We start from the raw sequence: 17,874 nt of genomic DNA, 5'->3' as shown, positions 1-17,874 counted from the left end.
GAACACCCGCCGTCGTTCGCCCTGACGCAGCTAGAACCTGAAACGGATTCCGCTGGTGAACTGGCGGCCCACCACGTCGTACAGGCTCCGGTTCGTCGGCACGGTGCCGAAGTTGGCAAATCGCGGGTCGATCGGCGGATCGCGATCGAAGAGGTTGTTCACGGTCAGGAAAAACTCCGCGGAGCGCGAGACCGTCGGCACGCGAAGCCGCAGCGTAAGGTCGGTATACCAGACGGCGGGAACCCGGTTGATGTTGATGTCGCTCGGCGTGAATGTGTTGTCGAGCGTTCCGCCGCCGATGTAGCGTTCCTGCACGAAGAGCGAGAGCGGGCCGTGCTCGGCCTGGGCGCTGAAGGTCCCCTGCCAATGGGGACTGCCAGCGGCCGACTGGCCGTTGTCGCCGGCACGATCGATCACCAGGCCGCCGGGCAGTTGGCTGGACAGTTCGTGGAGGTACGAGGCGACCGCGCGGAACGAAAGGCTGGTGTCGCTCGCCGCGATCGGGACGCGGTAGTTCAGCTCGAAGTCCACGCCGGAGGCGACGAAGCGGCTGATGTTGAAATAGGTGTTGTTCACCGAGCTGATGACGCCGTCAGTGCGGCCGATGGCGCCGCACAAAGCGGTGTTGCCCGCGAAGCACTGGTTGATCAGCAGCTGGGCGTTGCTCACCGGTGTGCTCAGGAACAGCTGGCTGATGGCGTTACGGATGTTGACGCGCCAATAGTCGATGGACAGGCCAAAGCCGGGGAGGAACGCCGGCTTGAGCACCCCGCCGAAGCTGGTCGTGTCAGCCTTCTCGGGGACCAGGTTCGGATTGCCCGCGACGATCACGATGATCTGCGGCGACACCCGGTTGTTGTTGAACGGATCGGTGACCGGCCCGCCGGTCGAGGCGGGGCTCGGCGCCAGATATTGTTCGAACAAGGATGGCGCCCGGATGTCGCGCGAGCGCGTGGCGCGCAGCCGCAGGAAGTCGAACGGCTCGTAGACCACGCCGGCCTTGTAGGTCACGACTCCGCCGCTGCTCTTGTAGTTCGCGTAGCGCACCGCGCCGTTGAGCTCGAGAGAATGGATCGCCGGGAGGTCACGCACGATCGGCGCGAGAAGCTCGAGGAAGCCTTCGGCGACATGCGTGGAGCCGTAGAAATTCTGCAGATTGCCGCGGTCGTAGTAACCGACCTTGCCGGCGATCGTCGAGGGAAGGCCCTGGATGCCGGTGTTGGTCGGAACCGTCGCTGTGGATAGCGCGTCCGCGGTCTGCCGTGCCGAATCCCGCCGGTATTCGCCGCCGAGTGCGAACGACAGCGGCCCACCCGGCAGCGCGAACAGATCGCCCGACAGTGAAGCGCCGGCGTAGTCCTCGACGAACTTCTGCAGCGCGTATTCGTTGCCGGTGACATAGCGGATCGCGGCGGCCGACGGCGACCCCTCGCCGAAGAGGTTGAGCGGCACGCATCCGTCGCCCGGATTGGTCAGCGTGGAGCGGCAGACGATCTGATTCGTCGCAGGATTCACCACCGCGTCGGCCGCCCGATACAGGTTCGTGACAATGGGCGCGTTCGTGATCAGGGACCGGTCACGGTTTTCGCCGTGCGAGTAGTAAACGTCGAACTTCCAGCCGTTGCCCAGGCGGCCCTTGATCCCCGTGTTGAACTGGAGTGTCTGGTTGAGATTGTTGTAGCGGACCAGGCCGATGTCACGGCTGACTCTGCCCAGGGTGAAGGACGGGATGTTGCCCGTCGTCATCGCGTTCCTGATCGTGTCGGGCAGGAAGGCGTTGTCGCGGAATATCGTGAATTGCGAGCTGCCGAGCTCGGCGGCCGGGCCGGAGACGAAGATAACCCGATCCCTGCCGTAAAGCCCCTGCACGTAGGCGCTGATGTCATCGGTGAGCTTATAGTCGAAGCGGCTGAACACGTTGACGCGCTGCTGATCGGGCTGCAACGCAAGGTCGTAATAGGCATCGGCGCCATCACCACCCGCCATCGTGGCGGTGGTGAGATAGGAACCGTAGTTGAACGGCGCCGGCGTTCCGCCCGGCAGGAACTGCGTCCCGCGCAGGGATGTATTGGTGATGAGGCCGCCGAAACTGCCGTTGGCGGTGCGCACGTTCGGTACTACGACGCTCTTCGGATTGGTCGGGCTCTTGTTGGCATCGTTCACGCCGGGAACGGCGATGATGCCGTAGCTGCGGAGCGCCCAGTCGCGACCGTATTCGTTCGCGATGCCATTGTTGCCGTAATATTCGGCGCTGAACACGAAGTGGCCGCGGCCATCCAGAACATCGGCGCCCGCGGTGATCCCGACCTTGCGGTTGGCGTTGTCGCCGCGCTCGGACACGCCGGCCTGCGCGACGCCCTTCACGCCCGTGAACTTTGTGTCGAGGCCGAAGTTGACGACACCGGATATCGCATCCGACCCATAGGCCGCCGAGGCGCCGCCCGTCACGACGTCAACGCGTGAGATCAGGCCTTCGGGCAGCACGCCGATGTCGCTCGGCCCAAGGAACGACGTCGGCGTGATGCGATGGCCGTCGAGGAGGACGAGCGTCCGCTGCGGACCGAGCCCACGCAGGTTGAGGTAGCTGGCACCCAGCGAGCTGCCGACCGACGTGCCCGTGCCATTGGCCTGCGGCGACGCCGAATTGCGGAACTCGGGCGTCTGGCTCAGGCTCTGCGCCAGCGACTGCGGCTGCTGATTGGTCAGGAGCTCGCTGGTGAGGACGGTCACCGGCGTCGGCGCCGAATATCCGTTGGTCACGGTGCGGGAACCCGTCACGACGATCTCGCCGCTGGAGGGATCGTTCTGCGCGCTTCCGGCGGCCGCGCCGGGCTGGGCGACGCGGGCGGCGTCGTCGGCCGGAACGGCGGGGGGTTGCGAATTATCCTGGGGCAAGCCGGTCGCGGCCGCGATCCCGGGCGCGAGTCCCAGAGCCAGAGTGGTCGTTGCCAGCAATACCGAAGCCAACCTTCCGCGCATCGTCTTCCTCCCCAATCATCGGCCTGTTGGCGCGTTTTCCCTGACTGGAGACGAGCCGTGCCGGTTGCGAGGCGCTTTTGTCATCATAACGATGTTATAGTCAATCTTTACAATTTAATGTTAGGTTAGCGGTTATCACGCCTATAACTTGATCCACGCGCCTTGCCCCGGCATACTCGATCCATGGGAGGCAAAATCGACGAGCAAATGGATGACGCGGAATGGGTTTCCGCGAGCGAGGCGGCCACGATGCTCGGCGTCAGCCTGTCGACGCTCTACGTGTACGTCGGCCGCAAGGGGCTGCGCTCGCGTCCCGTGGGAGGATCGCGGGCGCGCCGCTATCTGAAGGCCGATCTGCTTCGCGAGATGTCGCGGAAGAACGGTCCGCGCATGTCGAGCGCGGGTCCGACGACCGCGATCACCCACATCGACGCGACCGGGCCGTCATATCGCGGGCACAACGCGATCGCGCTTGCGGAGCATGCGACGCTCGAACAGACGGCGGCGTTGCTGTGGGAGGTCGATGAGGCGGAGGTCTTCACCGACGATGTCCCGCGCTCCACGGATGAGTTCGAGCGCCTCGCCAACGCGATGATGGGGCAGAACGGCATCGATCGGGCCACCGCGCTGCTCCACCTGCTCGAAGGCGCCAATCCGCGTTCGTTCGACCTGTCGCCGCAGGGCATGGCGCGGACCGGCGCGGACGCGATGCGATGGCTCGCCGCGATCCTGCTCGGGCAATCCGCGCCGGCGAAGACGCCGATCCACGAGACCGTCGGGGCGGCGCTCAAGCTTGACGAGGCACAGCTTGACCTGACCCGGCGGCTGCTCGTGCTGACGGCGGATCACGGGCTGGAGCTGGCAGCGCGGGCGGTTCGGGCGCTGGCGAGCACCGGCGTCACCCCCTGGCGAACGGTGACCGCCGGGCTGCTCGTCGCCGCCGGGCGGCGGAGCTGGTTCGGCTACGCCTATTCGGTGCGGCGCCTGCTCGCCGAGATCACGGAGAGCGCCGATCCGCGCGAGCCGGTCATGCGGCGGCTGCGGCATGGCGACGATGTGCCGGGCTTCGGCTCGCGCCAGTATGACGGCGAGGACCCGCGCGCCCGGGCGCTGCTCGCCAGCTGTTTCGCGCTGCTTCCGGCGGATCGGGAACTTGAGAAGGTGATGTCGGCGATCGAGCTGATGCGCGAATGGTCGGGGCTCCAGCCCGACTTCCCCTTCGCGCGCGCCCTTGTCAGCCTGAAGCTGGGCGTCGACGATTCCGACATCCTGTTCCCGCTCGCGCGGTCAGCGGGCTGGGTCGCGCATTCGATCGAGCAGTTCCAATCCGATATGCGGACCCGCCCCACGCACCATCGCGAGCTGATCCGCCGGGTGCCGACCCCGACCGACTGAGCTTCAGATCACGCCCGCCTGCCGGAGCCTGGCGCGCTCCTCCTCGCCGATGCCCAGCTCATCGCCGAGCACGGCGTCGTTGTCGCCGCCCAGCGGACGGCCGGTGAAACGGATCGCGCCGGCGTCCTCCGACATGCGGAACATGACGTTCTGCATCCGGATATCGCCGAAGATTTCGTCATGGACACGCGTAATCGTGTCGAGAGCCCGATATTGCGGGTCCTCCATGATGTCGGCGATCGTGTAGATCGGCGCCACCGCCGCTTCCGCCGCTTCCATCTCGCGAACCACCGTTTCGGCGTCGCGGACGCGTATCCACGCGGCGACTCGCGCATCGATCTCGTCGACATACTGGTAGCGCCCGGACGCGGACGCGAACCATGGCTGCGTGACCATCTCCTCCGCCCCCACCAATCGCATCAGGCGCTCGGCGATCGAGGTCGACGAGGTCGAGATCGCGACCCACTTGTCGTCGCGCGTAAGGTAAGTGTTGCGCGGCGCGTTCATCCGCGAGCGGTTGCCGGTCCGCTTCGGGATCGTCCCGTATTTGTCATAGGCGGTCGCGTGCGCGCCGAGAATGGTCAGGATCGGCTCGATCAGCGCGATGTCGATGACCTGGCCGCGCCCCGACCGGTGGCGGCTCTCCACCGCCGTCATCGCAGCGAAGGCCGCCGCGAAGCCGGTGATTCCATCGGCGAGGCCGAAGGGGGGCAAGGTCGGCGGGCCATCCGGCTGGCCCGTCATCGCGGCGAAACCGCTCATCGCCTCCGCCAGCGTGCCGAAGCCGGGCCGCCGCGCATAGGGACCGAACTGGCCGAACCCCGTGACCCGCACGAGGATCAGCCGCGGATTGATCGCGGACAGCACGTCATAGCCGAGTCCCCAGCGCTCGAGCGTCCCCGGCCGGAAGTTCTCGATCACGATATCGGCATCGCGGCAGAGGCGCTTGAAGATATCCGCGCCCTCGGGCCGGCCGATATTGAGCGTGACCGACCGCTTGTTGCGCCCCATTTGCGCCCACAGCACGGAATGGCCCGCGCCGCCCATGCCGTGGCCCCTGGCGGGGTCGCCACGGGGGTGCTCGACCTTGAGCACGTCCGCGCCATAGTCGCCCAGCAACATCGCCGCGACAGGCCCGGCGAACAGGGTCGCCGCGTCTATGACCTTCAGCCCGGCCAGCGGCTGCGATCTGGTTGCCGCCCCGCTCGACGTTGCCGCTTCCTCACCGACCATGGACATTGTCTCCCATTGCGCTTTCTTACGCCGTAAACTCTTTCCAACATATATTGTCAACATTGACGTTATGCGTTAGGTAAGCGTCAACGAGGAAGGGAGGCCGATGGCTGAGTTACGCTGGACGCATCGGCCTGATGGGTCGAACTGGGGCGAGTTCGGTGCCGACGATCGGCTCGGGCGGCTGAACCTGCTGACGCCGGAGAAGGTGTTGCAGGGCATCGCCGAGGTCCGGGCCGGCCTGTCGTTCTGCCTCAGCCTGCCGCTGGACCTGCCGGGGGGCAATGTTGCCAACCCCCGCCGCCGCCCGCCGCGCCTGTTCGCGGCGGAACAGGACGGCGTCCCGGTTTTCAACCAGATTCGGGGCCGAGGCGTCGTCAGCGACGATGCGGTGCTGCTCTATTCGCAATATTCGACGCAATGGGACAGCTTCGCGCACGCCGGCGCACTGTTCGACGCGGACGGCGACGGCGTGGCGGAGATCGTCTATTATAATGGCTGGCGCGGCGGCGAGACGGTGGTCGCACCGACCGAAACGCCGGGCGCGCCCTCCGGCCAGCGGTTCGAGGGTAGCCACGCGCACGAACTCGGCATCGATGGCTTCGCCGTGAAGGGCATCCAGGGGCGCGGCGTGCTGGTCGACCTCCATTCGCGGTTCGGCCGGGAGCGCGTGCCGGTCACCTGCGACCAGCTCATGGCGATCATGGCCGAGGACCGGGTCACAGTAGAACCCGGCGATATCCTGCTGCTCTACACCGGCTATGACGAGGTCATCCTGGAAGGCGGCGGCGTGCCGACCCACGATGCGATCCACCATAGCTGCGCGGGGCTGGAGGGCGGCGACGAAGCACTGCGCGACTGGATCGCGCGGAGCGGAGTCGCCGCGATCGCGTCCGACAACCGGGCGGTCGAGCTGATCCCCGCGCGCAACGCCGCTCGGACGGGCACCGCCGCGCCGATCCACGAACTCTGCCTGTTCAAGCTCGGCATCCCGCTCGGCGAGCAATGGCTGTTGCGCGATCTCGCGCGGTGGCTGCGCGAGCACGACCGCAGCCGTTTCCTGCTCACCGCGCCGCCGCTTCGCCTGCCCGGCGCGGTCGGTTCGCCGGTGACGCCGATCGCCACCGTATGATCATCGTGGAAGGACCAAGATGAAGAGTGCACTGACCAGCCGTCGGGCGCTGATGCGCGACGGCGCCACCATCGCGCTGCTCGCTGCCTGGGCATTGCCGGCCCGCGCCGCCGGGCTCGCCGCCGACGGCGCGCAGCCGTTGGCCGAGCGACTCGCCCGCTACGCGTTCGATCTCAGCTACGCCGACATCGACGAGCCGACGCTGGAGACGCTGCGCTTGCATCTCGCCGACTCGCTGGGCTGCTCGCTGGGCGCGCTTGACGAGCCGGTGGTGCAATCGGTGTACCGGGTCGCGGCGAGCGAGTCCGGGCCGGCGACGCTCATCGGCACTGGACAGCGCACGACCGCGCAGCTTGCCGCGTTCGCCAACGGGTCGGCGATTCGCTTCTCCGACCTGAACGACGGCTATGCGGGCAAGGAGATCGGCCACCCGAGCGACCTGATCGGGACGTGCCTGGCCGTCGCGCAGGCCGAACGGCGGTCAGTCAGGGACTTCATCGTCGCGACGATCCTCGTCTACGAGATCGAATGCCGCCTGTTCGACGCGGCGGCGATCAGCCCGCGCGGGTGGGATCACCCGACCTACAGCGTCGTCGCGGCGGCGCTCGCTGCCGGCAAGCTCATGGGGCTGAGCGTCGCGCAGCTCACCGAGGCGGTGAACCTCGCGCTGGTCAACCACATAGCGATGAACCAGACGCGCATGCAGGTCCTCTCCGCCTGGAAGGCGCTGGCGAACCCGGCGGCCGGCGGCGACGGCGTCGCGGCGGCCCGACTGGCACGGGCCGGCATCACCGGGCCTAGCCCGATCTTCGAGGGCGACGCGGGTTTCGCCAAAATGGTCGTAGGCGGCCCCTTCGACGTCGATGTCGCATCGTTCGGCGGCCGTGGACGGCGCTTCCGGATCAACGATTGCGGCCTGAAGCCGTTTCCCGCGCAGGGGCTGACGCTGACCGCGGTCGTCGCCGCCATCAGCCTGAGGGCGCGGATTCCCGACCGCGGCGCGATCAGGTCGATCGCCATCGCCAGCACCCGATACGGCTACACCACCGCGGGCAAGGGCGCGGACAAGTTCGCGCCGACGACGCGGGAGACGGCCGACCACAGCCTGCCCTATGTCGTGGCGCGCGCGCTCATCGACGGTGAGATCACCGGGCGGAGCTACGCGCCCGACAAGCTCGCGGACCCGGAGGCCAGGGCATTGATGGCGAAGACGACGGTGAGCGAGGACCCCGCGCTTACCGCGAAGTTCCCGCGCCAGGCATCGAACCGCGTCACGATCACGCTTCAGTCCGGCGAGGTGCTGACCGAGCAGGTCGACGACTTGCCGGGCTCGTCGCAGCGGCCGTTCTCGCGCGCCGAGGTGGAGGCGAAGTTCTGGCGCACGGTCGGTCCGGCGATCTCGCGCGCCAGGGGACGCCGGTTGCTCGACCAGATCTGGGCGCTCGAGAAACTGCCGAGCGTCGACGCGCTGCTGCGCGCCACGATTGTCGCCGGCTGACCGGCAAGGGAGCGGATCGCATGATCGTATCTGAAGACGGCGCGTCGCCCGGCGGCGCGGGCCTCCAGCGCGGGTGGACCAGGGACATCTCCTCCGGGGGCTGGTGGGTGATCGCGTCCGCGTTCCTGGCCTGGACATTTGAGGTCTATGACCTGGCGATCCTGTCGGTGCTGACGCCCGTGCTGCTCGGCGTCTTCGACCTGACTAAGGCGCAGGCTGGCGGCATCACCAGCGCGTCGGCCTTCGGCAGCATCCTCGGCGGGATCCTGTTCGGTTACCTCGCGGATCGCTTCGGCCGCGTGCGCACGCTCTACGCCGCGATCCTGATCTACTCGCTGCTGACCGGTCTGGTGATCCTGGCCCGCGACCTCCAGACGCTCGTGATTCTGCGCTTCCTCGGCGGGATCGGCATGGGCGGCGCGTGGAGCGCGGCGGCGGCGCTGGTCGCCGAGACCTGGCCGCCGCAGCATCGCGGCAAGGGCGGGGCCATCATGCAATCGGGGCTGCCGATCGGATCGGCCATCGCCATCGGCCTCGCCGCGCTTGTCACATGGCTCGCTGGCGGCCTTTCGAACGGGGCGTGGCGGTGGCTGTTCGCCATAGGCGCGCTGCCCGCGATCATTCTTCTGCCCGTGATCCTCAAGACTCCCGAGTCGCCGGTGTGGCTCGCGCGGCGGAAGAAAGTCCCGGACCCGGCCGGCGGTTCGCCCACGGGCGGGTCGCTGATGAGCAGGTCGCTGGTGATCGCCTTCCTGTTCGTCTTCTGCGTCCAGTTCGTATTCTGGGGGGTGGCGACGTGGACGCCGACCTTCCTGATCGAGGTCAAGCACATGACCTTCCTCAAGAGTCTGGGCTTCACCTTCGCGCAACAGATCGGAACCCTGCTCGGCTTCGTCGTCATGGCGCTGATCGTGGACCGGATCGGACGTCGTCCGACGTTCATCCTCTATCTCACGGTCGGGGCGGTGGCGCTCGGCGTCTTCGTCCTCGCGACGCAGAATGCGCTGCTCCTGCTCGCGACCGCGATGGTCGGCTTCGGCATCGGCGGCATTTTCGGCGGCCTCGGACCGTTCATCGCCGAGATGCTGAAGGACACGCGGATGCGCGCGCTCGGCATGGCGATCGCCTATAATGGCGGCCGGGCCGGCGCGCTCATCGCCCCCGTCCTGATCGGCGCGATGGGAGCTACGACGGCGGGGTTCCAGGCCGGGATGGGGCTGACCATTCTGGCGCTGATCGGCGCGGTGGCGATCATCCTGATCGCGCCGGAGACGAAGGGGGTGGAACTGTCGTGAGGATCCGCTCGCTCCTCTACGTCCCGGGAAACAGGTCGGCATTGTTCACGAAGGCGATGGCGGGCGCGGCCGATGCGGTGATCCTCGATCTGGAAGACGCCGTTCCCCCCGCCGGGAAGCCCGTCGCGCGCGCGGCGGTGGCCGATTGGCTCCTCGCCAATGCCGATGACGCGGCCAAGCCGGTCTTCGTCCGCATCAACGACGGCGAACTCGGGCTGGAGGATGTCGAGGCGCTGGTCGCGTCTGGCGCAGCCTTCGCGGGGTTGCTCGTGCCGAAAGCCGAAACGGGCGGCGCGATAAGGTGTCTTGGTGTCAGCCTGGACGCCGCCGGTCCGCGTCTCGCGGACGTTGCGTTGCAGCCGATCATCGAATCGGTCGCAGGCCTGTATGCACTTGCCGAACTCGCCGCCGCCTCACGGCGAGTCGGGCGCTTCTCCTTTGGTGCCGGCGATTTCGTCGCTGACCTCGGCGGCGTCGCCACGCCCGAGCGGACCGAGACGCTGATCGCCCGCGCGGAGATCGCCATGCGCTCCCGATTGCTCGGCCTCGCCCCGCCGGTCGCCCACGTCTTCGCCCCGATCGCCGACCTGACGGCGTTGCGGCGCGCGTGCGTGGAGGACCGCGCTTTGGGATTCGGCGCTCGCAGCTGCATCCATCCCTCCCAGGTCGAGGTCGTCAACGCGAGCTTCGGGATCTCCGAGGCCGAGTTGCGGAAGGCGCGGGAGATCGTTGCCCGGTCCGCGTCAAACCAGGCGGGCGGCGCCGGCGCATTCCAGATGCCCGACGGGACGTTTGTGGACGAGGCGGTGGTGCGCCAGGCCCGCGCGATCCTGGCGCAGGCTCCGAATCTCCCGGGTGCCAAAGGCTCGCGATAACCTCGCCACTCGGACAGACTGCCGAATCAGGCCGAGACAACAACGAACCCGGAGAGAGTCCGCAATGGCATCCTACCTGTTGTGCATTATCGCGGGCGCGGCCCTGTTCAACGCGCTTCCCCATCTCCTCAGCGGCATGAACGGACGAACGTTCCCCACGCCGTTCGCCAATCCGCCGGGCAAAGGCCAGTCATCCGCCAAGGCAAACGTCCTTTGGGGCTTCGCGAACCTGATCGCTGCATATGCGGCAGGTCGCGCGGGCGGTTTCAGCATCAGCGACATCGCATCGCTCTCGTCGAGTGCCGTCGGAGCACTTCTGCTGTCACTCTACCTGTCGCATCACTTCAGCAGCCTGGGTTCTGGAACATAGCGTTCCCCTGGATGCCCTTGGCGAACGTGATGATGAGGTCGTTCACCGCCTTGGGCTGATCGATATTCGCGGCATGACCGCAATCCGCGATGAGGGCGGCCCGCGCGCGACGGCTCGATGCGACGGCGGCCCGCGCATGATCGGCCGGCCAGAGCTGGCTGTCCTGACCGGCGATCAACAGCATCGGGACATCGGCGACCGCGATCAGGTCCCGCCAGTCCTGACGCGCATGATCGTCGAGCAGCGGACGCGTATAGGGCACGATCGGGTCAGACAACCGCGCTTCGCCCACGCGCTGCTGCAATGCCGTCGCCGCCCGGATACTCGCCTCGATCGATCGCCCCTGTCCGGTGGACGGCACGCCGTCGGCGAAGAAGGTGCCGAGGTTCGTCTCGTCCAGACCATAGAAGCCGAAGGGCCAGCCGTCGGCGTTGACCATCTTGGGCGTCTGATCGATGCCGATCATCCCGCGCACCGCCGCGCACCCGAAGATATCCAGATAGGACCAGCAGACGCTGGCGCCCATCGAGGCGCCGACCAGAAGCGGCCGTTCGAGGCCGAGCGCGTCGATGACGTCATGGACGTCCGCGGCGTGGCGGGCGATCCTGTGTCCATGAGCGGGCCGATCCGACTGCCCATGCCAGCGCCGGTCGAGGATGACGGCCCGATAACCCGCCGCGACCACGGAATCCGCCTGGAACGCCCAGCTCGCCGCCGTGGCGGTGTAGCCCGCCACGAACAGGATCGGTGGCCCCTCCCCCCGGCTTTCGACATGAAGCCGCACGCCGTCCGACGTGACAACGGAACCGTCCATCACCCCGCGTCCTCGCCATTGCCGCCCCGGCTGAAGCCGGACAGCAGCATATCGCGGATCGACGCCCGGAAATGCGCCTCCATCGCGCTGACGGCCGCCTTCACGTCCTGCGTCGCGATGGCGCGTGCGATGGCGAGGTGGCATTCGATCATGGCATCGCGCTGCGGCCGCTTCGTCCGGGTGCGCCAGGCCGTCGGGACGGCGACTTCCATCAGCGGGCCGAAGGAAGCAACGATCTTTCCGAACAGCGGATTGCCGCTCGCCTCCGCGATCGCCAGGTGCAGCGCGACATCGTGGGCGGCCCGGCGCTCGGCATCGTCTGCATCGGTCGCCATCGCCTCGGCCAGTGAGAGAATAGCCGATGCCTGGGCGTTGCTGCGCTGCGCCGCTGCCAGCTTGACCGTCGTCACCTCGATGGCGCGGCGCACGTCCCATACGTCCGCGACGGTGATCTGGGCGGTCGCCACGCCATGCCCGAAAGCCTCGGCCAGGACGCCGCTGTCGAGCGCCCCGACGCGGGGGCGCCGCCCGTTGGCCACGTCCAGCACGCCCAATGCGCCGAGGACGCCGAAAGCCTCGCGCATCACACTGCGGCTGACCCCGATCTGCCCGGCGAAGAACGCCTCGCCCGGCACCGTGTCGCCCACGCGCATCGCATGTTTCGCGATATGGTCCTTCACCGCCGCCACCGCGCAATCGACGAGCGAATTGCCCTTGCCGCCGGCACGCGCGGCGCCCGAACCGTTCAGGTGGATCATGCAGCCATTTTCCTCTCACGATACATGCCGGGGGACATGCCGAAGCGTCGCCTGAACGCGCGGCAGAAACTGGCGTCGTTCAGATAGCCGCTGCGATAGGCCACGATAGCGATGGCGATATCCGTCGTCGCCAGCAGTTCCTCCGCATGGCCCAGCCTTCGCTCCGCGATCGCATCGCCGATGCTGCAACTGAACAGGCTGCGGAAGCCCCGCGCGAGCTTGTCGCGGTTCAGGCCGCAGGCGCGCGCCAGCCCCTCGATGCTCATCCCCTCGCGCCATTTCTCGTTGATGAGGTCCATGGCGACCGCGATGCGACTGGTATCGTCGGCGGTCAGGCGCGCCGATCGCGCACGCTTCCTGAACTGATCCGCCAATAGGGTGGTGATGAATTGCGAGGCGAACTCGGCGGCCCTGACCGAGCGGTGGATGGCTTCGAGCACGTCCTCGTCCCGCTCGACCAGCGCGGGGGCGATGCGCAGAAGCGCGGGCGTCATCGCGAAGCTGTGATCGTCGAGCCGCGCGATCGCCGATCGCAATGCGTTGAAGCTCATCGCGGGGATGGTGACCGCGAGCGCGTCATGCGGCGCTTCCTCGGTCGATGCGAGGCGGATCGACACCTCCGCCAGCCGGAGATCGGCATGCAATGCGATAGCGGCATCCTCCGCCGGCTCCGCCCCCTTGATCGCGATCGCGAACGTGCTGGTCGCTCGGGCGGTCATCGCGCGGCACCCCTGCGCGCCGACGCCAGCGCCCGGCCGAGCGCCGCGACGCGGTCGCGCCTTGCCCTTTCCCCGATGGCGGTGCCGGGCAGCAGATCGAAGCCGTGCACGGCGCCGGGATAGAGCGCCAGCTCGACCGGGACGCCGGCCCGCGACAGGCGTCGAGCATAGTCCATGTCCTCGTCGACGAAGAGATCGAGCGCGCCGGTGGAGATATAGGCCGGCGGCAACCCGGCGAGATCCTCGCAGCGGCCGGGCGCGGCGAGATAATCGATTTCGGCCGAACCCGGCTTCCGCCCGAGATAGCTCGCCCAGCCGAAATGATTGCTCCGCGCCGTCCAGACATGGCGGCCGGCAAAGGGATGCGCGCTTTCCCGAACGCAGGTGCGATCGTCCAGCATGGGATAGACCAGATGCTGGAACGCCAGAAGACGCTCGCCGCAATCGCGGTCGAGCAAGGCCAGCGCGGCCGCCAGCCCGCCGCCCGCGCTTTCGCCCAGCACGCCGATCGCGGCGGGATCGATGCCGAGGTCCGCAACATGCGCGGCGAGCCAGCGCAACGCGGCGTGGCAATCGTGGAGCGGGCCGGGAAACGGGGTTTCCGGGGCAAGCCGGTAATCGACGCTGACGACGGCGCACCCCAGCGCATCGGCGAGCGACAGATTGACCGGCTCCATCGCCGCCGCCGTTCCCGCCACATAACCGCCGCCATGGATGTGGAAGATGCAGCCAAGCGCCCCGCCCGCCCCCTCCGGCCGATAGATCAGGACGGGGATATCGGGCGCGCCGCCCGGCCCCGGAACCAGTCGCCGGGAAATGGCGACCGGAACGGCGGGGGGTGGAGCCAGCGGAAGCATCGACGCTTCCCGCACGAGAGCGAGATTGGTGATCGTGATGTCGATCGTCGGCTGCGCTTCGAGGAAAGCGCGCAGTTCGGGGTCGATCAATCCCGCATCGTCGGCGGAGCGCGTCCCGGCCGTTTCCGGAGATGAATCGACGCTGCCCATTTCCTGAAGCCTCTCCGAGCCAAACTTATATGCATGCTTGTTTATAGCTATCCTATAGGTCGATTCGCCGTAACAGGGCAAGAGCCAAGCCGATGCACGCCGCTCGGCCAGTGCCCGGGAATCAGATCAGGCCGTCCGCGGCCGCCTTGCCGAGAGTGCCGGCCACGCCGCTGCCATAGAGCTGGCCGAGCCAGTCCCCTGCCCGCGCGACGAGCCGCCGATGCTGGCCGAGGTCGCCGAACAGCGCCGTCATCCGCAGCAACGGGCGGGGATCGGCGCCGCCCTCCACCGCCCGCGCGCGCAGCGCGTCCGCCAGGGGATGCTGGACCGTCAGCGGCCGCCCCGCGTCATCGGTCCCGCGCACGCGGCGCAGCCACGCCGCCAGCCCCAGCGCCAGAAGGTCGACCGAAGCCCGTGCGGCCAGGCGATCGCGCAGGGGATCGAGAAGATAATTCAGCGGGGCATCGGTGTTGACGCGCTGCGTCGTGTCGCGAATGGCCGGATTGCCGAAACGCGCGACCAGCGTCGCCTTGTAGGCCGCGAGATCGACGCCGGGAACGGGCGGCAACGTCGGCCCGGTCTCCCGCTCCATCAGCGCGATCATGACGCGCCGGATGAGCGGATCGGCCATGGCCTCGTCGATCCGCTCGTGGCCCGCCAGTTGCCCCAGCCCCGCGACGACGAGATGACTGGTGTTGAGAAGGCGCAGCTTCATGAATTCATAGGGCGTGACATCGCCGACGAACTGCGCGCCCACCTTCTCCCACGCCGGCCGCCCGGCGACGAAGCGATCCTCGATGACCCATTGCCGGAACGGCTCCGCCAGCAGGGGCGCCGCGTCGGCGATCCCCGTCCGCTGCCGAAGATCGCGCATGTCCGCCTCGGTCGGGACCGGCGTGATCCGGTCGACCATCGCATTGGGGAAGGTCGCGGCCTCCGCGATCCAGCGGGCAAGCCCCGGATCGCTCGCCTCGGCGAGGGAGAGCACCGCGCCGCGCAGCACGTCGCCATTGTGCTGGATGTTGTCGCAGCTCAGCGCCGTGAACGCGGGCGCGTTGCGACGGCGGCGGCGGGCATGGGCCGCGACGATGACGCCGATCGCGCTGCGCGGCCTGTCCGGCGTCTCGATATCATGGACGATCAGCGGATGCGTGCGGTCCAGCGTCCTGGTCGCGCGATCGAGGCAATAGCCATGCTCGGTCACGGTCAGCGTGACGATGCCCACCGCGTCGCGGTCGATGGCGTCGAGCAGCGGCGCGGTATCGGCGGAGGCGTCGAGCAATCCGGCAAGCGAGCCGATGACGGCCGAGCGCGCGCCGGTACCGTCCCGCTCGGTCAGCGTATAGAGGCCATCCTGCGCCGCCAGCGCGGCGATCAGCGGCCTGTCCGTCTCGCGCAGACCCACGCCGGTTATGCCCCAGCGCCGCGCGTCGGCATCCGCCTGCATCAGATCGTGGGTGTAGCGCGCCAGATGCGCCCGCGCGAAGCCGCCAAGCCCGAGATGGACGATGCCGGTGGCGAGGGTGGAGCGGTCATAGCCGACGCCCGCGACGCCGCGCGGCGGCGTGTCGAGGGCCGTCATCCCCCGCGCTGTCCGTCCGCCTGCGCGGCGAGGGCGCGTTGCGCGAGCGCCAGTCCGCCCATCAGGCCCGCCCGATCGCCGAGGGCGGGAGGAACGATGATCTCCGCGACGTCGCGATAACCGAAATAGCCGTTGTCGCGGCGCTTCGCCTCCGCGCGGATCATGTCGAGCAGCCCCGGCGTCGCGAGCACGCCGCCGCCGAACACGATCCGCTCGCAGGACAGCAGCGCCATCTGCATGATCGCGAGCTGGCCGAGATAGTCGGCGATGATCCGCCTGCCCGGATGATCCGCCGCCAGCTCCGACAGCGAGCAGCCCCAGCGCGCGTGGATGGCGGGTCCGCTCGCCAGACCCTCCAGGCAATCGCCGTGAAAGGGGCAGACGCCGGGAAAGTCGCGGTCGTCCGAGTGACGCCCGACGGCGACATGGCCCATTTCCGGATGACGAAAGCCGTGGACCGGCTCGCCACGGATGATCGCGCCGCCGCCGATCCCCGTCCCGACGGTGATATAGGCGGCGTTCCCGCATCCGCGCGCGGCGCCCCACAGATGCTCCGCCAGCGCGGCGCCGTTGACGTCGGTGTCGAAGCCGGCCGGACAGCGCAGCCGCGCGCGGAAGGGGCCGACGACATCGGTGCCCGCCCATCCGGCCTTCGGCGTGTCGAGCACATAGCCCCAATGCGGGGCGCCGGGGCGCAACTCGATCGGGCCGAAGCAGGCGATGCCGATCGCGGCGAAACCCGGCCCGGCGCCTCGCGCCGCGAAGAAGGCGAGGGCCTGGCCGATCGTCTCCTCCGGTCCGGTGGTGGCGATGCGCGCGCTTTCGATCGCCTCGCCATCGGCGGAGAAGGTGCCGAGGTTCCACTTCGTGCCGCCCGCCTCGATCGCGCCGAAAAGCCCGCTCACCGGACACCCTCCGCTTCGTCGCTGTAGTTGAGCGGCGCATTGCGCCAGGCGAGCGCGAAGCCCAGCACGCCGACGATGCTGACGGCGAGGCCGACGATCGCGAGCGCGGGGGCAAGATGGCTCTCGCCACCCAGCCACAGGCTCAGCCCGGTGACTAGCGGCGGGCTCAGCCCGAAGGCGATCAGCCCGCCGAACGCGACGAATGTGCCGACGCACAGGCCGCGCAGTTCATTGGGCAGGAGAACCGCGATGGCCGTCGCCACGACGAGGCCGGTGACGGTCCCACCGAGCAGCAGCAGCGTCATCGCCGCCCCGAACCAGAAGACATTCGGCATGACCGGGAACAGCGCCGCCGGGAAAGCGATCAGCGCCGCGACCAACGCGCCGATCAATATGCCGCCACGCCTGCCGCTGCGATGCCCCCAGTCCGCCGCGATCCCGCCGGTGAAGGCACCGACGACACCCACGCTGAATATGACAAGGCCCATCCAGCCGGCGAACTGCGCGGGCGTCTGCCCGAAACTGCGCGACAGGACGGGCGCTGCCCAGATCGCCGCCGCCGCGTCCGCCATCAGCACGCTGGTCTGTCCCACGAACATCGGAAGAAGAAACGCGCGGCGCGCCCATAGTTCCCGCGCCACCGTCCGCGCGGGGGCGGAGACCGCCTCGCGCTCCCGCCGCGCCGGTTCGCGCAGCGCGAGCAGCAACAGGGTCAACGCCGCGCTGCCCAGCCCCAGGACGAGATGGACCGCCCGCCACGCCGGAAACCCGTACAGGCCGCTTTTCGCGAACAGGCCGAAAAGCTGCCCGCCCAGCGCGAAAGCGGCCGCGCTGCCGGCATATTTCCCGATCGTCAGCAGCAGCATCGACCGGCCGCGTATCTCCGCCCGGCACAGGTCCGCCGCGAGCGACACCCCGATGGTGGTGGAGATATTGGCCCCCAGCCCCGCCAGCATCCGGGCCGCGAACAGGATGGACAGGTTGTCGGCATAGGCCGTCAGCAACGTGCCGGCCGTCCAGATGAGCGAGGTCAGGGCGAGCAGCCGGACCCTGTTCAGCCTGTCGACCAGCAGCCCCATGGGGATCGACAACAGGGCGAGCGGGATCGAATTGGCGAGGCCCTGCATCAGGCCGATCTGCGTGTCGCTCAGGCCAAGCTCGGCCTTGGCCGCTTCCTGCACGGTGGCGAACACGCCCATCATCGTGTTGCCCGCCGCCATCAGCACGGCGATGATCAGCAGCGACGGGAGCGCAGCGCGAAAATCCCTGCCGGCGCTCACCGGCAGGGCCGCGCGGAGAGATGCCTGTCCGG

General features: G+C 68.4%; 15 protein-coding genes. 6 read left to right on the top strand and 9 right to left on the bottom strand.

The genetic code is table 11. The features are described 5' to 3' along the window. Positions 1-30: 30 nt before the first annotated feature. A complete protein-coding gene (locus tag F9288_RS09475; RefSeq protein ID WP_174836385.1) occupies positions 31-2,979 on the bottom strand; it encodes a TonB-dependent siderophore receptor in 2,949 nt (982 codons plus the stop codon). Between the two features lie 207 nt (positions 2,980-3,186). Between F9288_RS09475 and F9288_RS09470 the strand changes: the two genes are divergently transcribed. Beyond that, positions 3,187-4,374: a citrate synthase gene (locus F9288_RS09470; RefSeq protein WP_174836384.1), complete on the top strand. Its 1,188-nt coding sequence runs from the start codon at positions 3,187-3,189 to the stop codon at positions 4,372-4,374. Positions 4,375-4,377: 3 nt separating this feature from the next. On the opposite strand, the gene F9288_RS09465 is transcribed toward F9288_RS09470, so the two are convergent. Continuing rightward, positions 4,378-5,613, bottom strand: a complete 1,236-nt coding sequence (locus F9288_RS09465; RefSeq protein ID WP_217482615.1) for a CaiB/BaiF CoA-transferase family protein — start codon at positions 5,611-5,613, stop codon at positions 4,378-4,380. Between the two features lie 100 nt (positions 5,614-5,713). Here F9288_RS09465 and F9288_RS09460 point away from each other — a divergent pair, with 100 nt between their 5' ends. From F9288_RS09460 to F9288_RS09440, 5 genes are all read left to right on the top strand, one after another. Further along, positions 5,714-6,739: a cyclase family protein gene (locus F9288_RS09460; RefSeq protein WP_174836383.1), complete on the top strand. Its 1,026-nt coding sequence runs from the start codon at positions 5,714-5,716 to the stop codon at positions 6,737-6,739. A gap of 19 nt (positions 6,740-6,758) precedes the next feature. Beyond that, the gene (locus F9288_RS09455) at positions 6,759-8,237 is read left to right on the top strand and encodes an MmgE/PrpD family protein (RefSeq protein WP_174836382.1); all 1,479 of its coding nucleotides are present in this window, start codon (positions 6,759-6,761) and stop codon (positions 8,235-8,237) included. A 20-nt stretch (positions 8,238-8,257) separates the two neighbouring features. Continuing rightward, on the top strand, positions 8,258-9,532 hold the full coding sequence (locus tag F9288_RS09450) for an MFS transporter (protein WP_174836381.1): 1,275 nt from the start codon (positions 8,258-8,260) through the stop codon (positions 9,530-9,532). Continuing rightward, positions 9,529-10,407, top strand: coding sequence for a CoA ester lyase (locus F9288_RS09445; protein ID WP_302675324.1), 879 nt, complete (start codon positions 9,529-9,531; stop codon positions 10,405-10,407). Before F9288_RS09450 ends, F9288_RS09445 begins: the two co-directional genes overlap by 4 nt. Positions 10,408-10,471: 64 nt before the next feature. Then, a complete protein-coding gene (locus tag F9288_RS09440; RefSeq protein WP_174836379.1) occupies positions 10,472-10,777 on the top strand; it encodes a hypothetical protein in 306 nt (101 codons plus the stop codon). Here the strand turns inward: F9288_RS09440 and F9288_RS09435 are convergent. The 7 genes from F9288_RS09435 to F9288_RS09405 form a co-directional block, all read right to left on the bottom strand. Beyond that, complete coding sequence (locus F9288_RS09435) at positions 10,752-11,591, bottom strand: alpha/beta fold hydrolase (protein ID WP_174836378.1); 840 nt, start codon at positions 11,589-11,591, stop codon at positions 10,752-10,754. The genes F9288_RS09440 and F9288_RS09435 overlap by 26 nt on opposite strands. Then, entirely contained in the window at positions 11,591-12,349 is a 759-nt protein-coding gene (locus F9288_RS09430; protein ID WP_174836377.1) for a FadR/GntR family transcriptional regulator, read from the bottom strand. The genes F9288_RS09435 and F9288_RS09430 overlap by 1 nt, the downstream gene beginning before the upstream one ends. Beyond that, positions 12,346-13,068, bottom strand: a complete 723-nt coding sequence (locus tag F9288_RS09425; protein WP_174836376.1) for an AraC family transcriptional regulator — start codon at positions 13,066-13,068, stop codon at positions 12,346-12,348. The genes F9288_RS09430 and F9288_RS09425 overlap by 4 nt, the downstream gene beginning before the upstream one ends. After that, entirely contained in the window at positions 13,065-14,075 is a 1,011-nt protein-coding gene (locus F9288_RS09420; RefSeq protein ID WP_174836375.1) for an alpha/beta hydrolase, read from the bottom strand. Before F9288_RS09420 ends, F9288_RS09425 begins: the two co-directional genes overlap by 4 nt. 121 nt (positions 14,076-14,196) lie before the next feature. Beyond that, positions 14,197-15,657, bottom strand: coding sequence for a mannitol dehydrogenase family protein (locus F9288_RS09415; protein ID WP_174836374.1), 1,461 nt, complete (start codon positions 15,655-15,657; stop codon positions 14,197-14,199). Beyond that, positions 15,654-16,562 carry an ROK family protein gene (locus F9288_RS09410; RefSeq protein WP_174836373.1) on the bottom strand — a complete coding sequence of 303 codons (909 nt, stop codon included), beginning with the start codon at positions 16,560-16,562 and terminating at the stop codon, positions 15,654-15,656. Before F9288_RS09410 ends, F9288_RS09415 begins: the two co-directional genes overlap by 4 nt. Beyond that, on the bottom strand, positions 16,559-17,842 hold the full coding sequence (locus F9288_RS09405) for an MFS transporter (RefSeq protein ID WP_254621146.1): 1,284 nt from the start codon (positions 17,840-17,842) through the stop codon (positions 16,559-16,561). Before F9288_RS09405 ends, F9288_RS09410 begins: the two co-directional genes overlap by 4 nt. Positions 17,843-17,874 lie beyond the last annotated feature (32 nt).

This window comes from Sphingomonas sp. CL5.1, assembly GCF_013344685.1.
GTDB lineage: Bacteria > Pseudomonadota > Alphaproteobacteria > Sphingomonadales > Sphingomonadaceae > Sphingomonas.
The sequence above is the reverse complement of the archived record's forward strand: the minus strand, read 5'-3'. Positions and strand labels throughout refer to the sequence as shown.

Excerpts from the sequence above, each read along its gene's own strand:
- F9288_RS09450 (WP_174836381.1), top strand. The coding sequence starts at position 8,258 with ATGATCGTATCTGAAGACGGCGCGTCGCCCGGCGGCGCGGGCCTCCAG.
- F9288_RS09470 (WP_174836384.1), top strand. The coding sequence starts at position 3,187 with ATGGATGACGCGGAATGGGTTTCCGCGAGCGAGGCGGCCACGATGCTC.
- F9288_RS09425 (WP_174836376.1), bottom strand. The coding sequence starts at position 13,068 with ATGACCGCCCGAGCGACCAGCACGTTCGCGATCGCGATCAAGGGGGCG.
- F9288_RS09465 (WP_217482615.1), bottom strand. The coding sequence starts at position 5,613 with ATGTCCATGGTCGGTGAGGAAGCGGCAACGTCGAGCGGGGCGGCAACC.
- F9288_RS09455 (WP_174836382.1), top strand. The coding sequence starts at position 6,759 with ATGAAGAGTGCACTGACCAGCCGTCGGGCGCTGATGCGCGACGGCGCC.
- F9288_RS09415 (WP_174836374.1), bottom strand. The coding sequence starts at position 15,657 with ATGACGGCCCTCGACACGCCGCCGCGCGGCGTCGCGGGCGTCGGCTAT.
- F9288_RS09475 (WP_174836385.1), bottom strand. The coding sequence starts at position 2,979 with ATGCGCGGAAGGTTGGCTTCGGTATTGCTGGCAACGACCACTCTGGCT.
- F9288_RS09430 (WP_174836377.1), bottom strand. The coding sequence starts at position 12,349 with ATGATCCACCTGAACGGTTCGGGCGCCGCGCGTGCCGGCGGCAAGGGC.
- F9288_RS09460 (WP_174836383.1), top strand. The coding sequence starts at position 5,714 with ATGGCTGAGTTACGCTGGACGCATCGGCCTGATGGGTCGAACTGGGGC.
- F9288_RS09440 (WP_174836379.1), top strand. The coding sequence starts at position 10,472 with ATGGCATCCTACCTGTTGTGCATTATCGCGGGCGCGGCCCTGTTCAAC.
- F9288_RS09420 (WP_174836375.1), bottom strand. The coding sequence starts at position 14,075 with ATGGGCAGCGTCGATTCATCTCCGGAAACGGCCGGGACGCGCTCCGCC.
- F9288_RS09435 (WP_174836378.1), bottom strand. The coding sequence starts at position 11,591 with ATGGACGGTTCCGTTGTCACGTCGGACGGCGTGCGGCTTCATGTCGAA.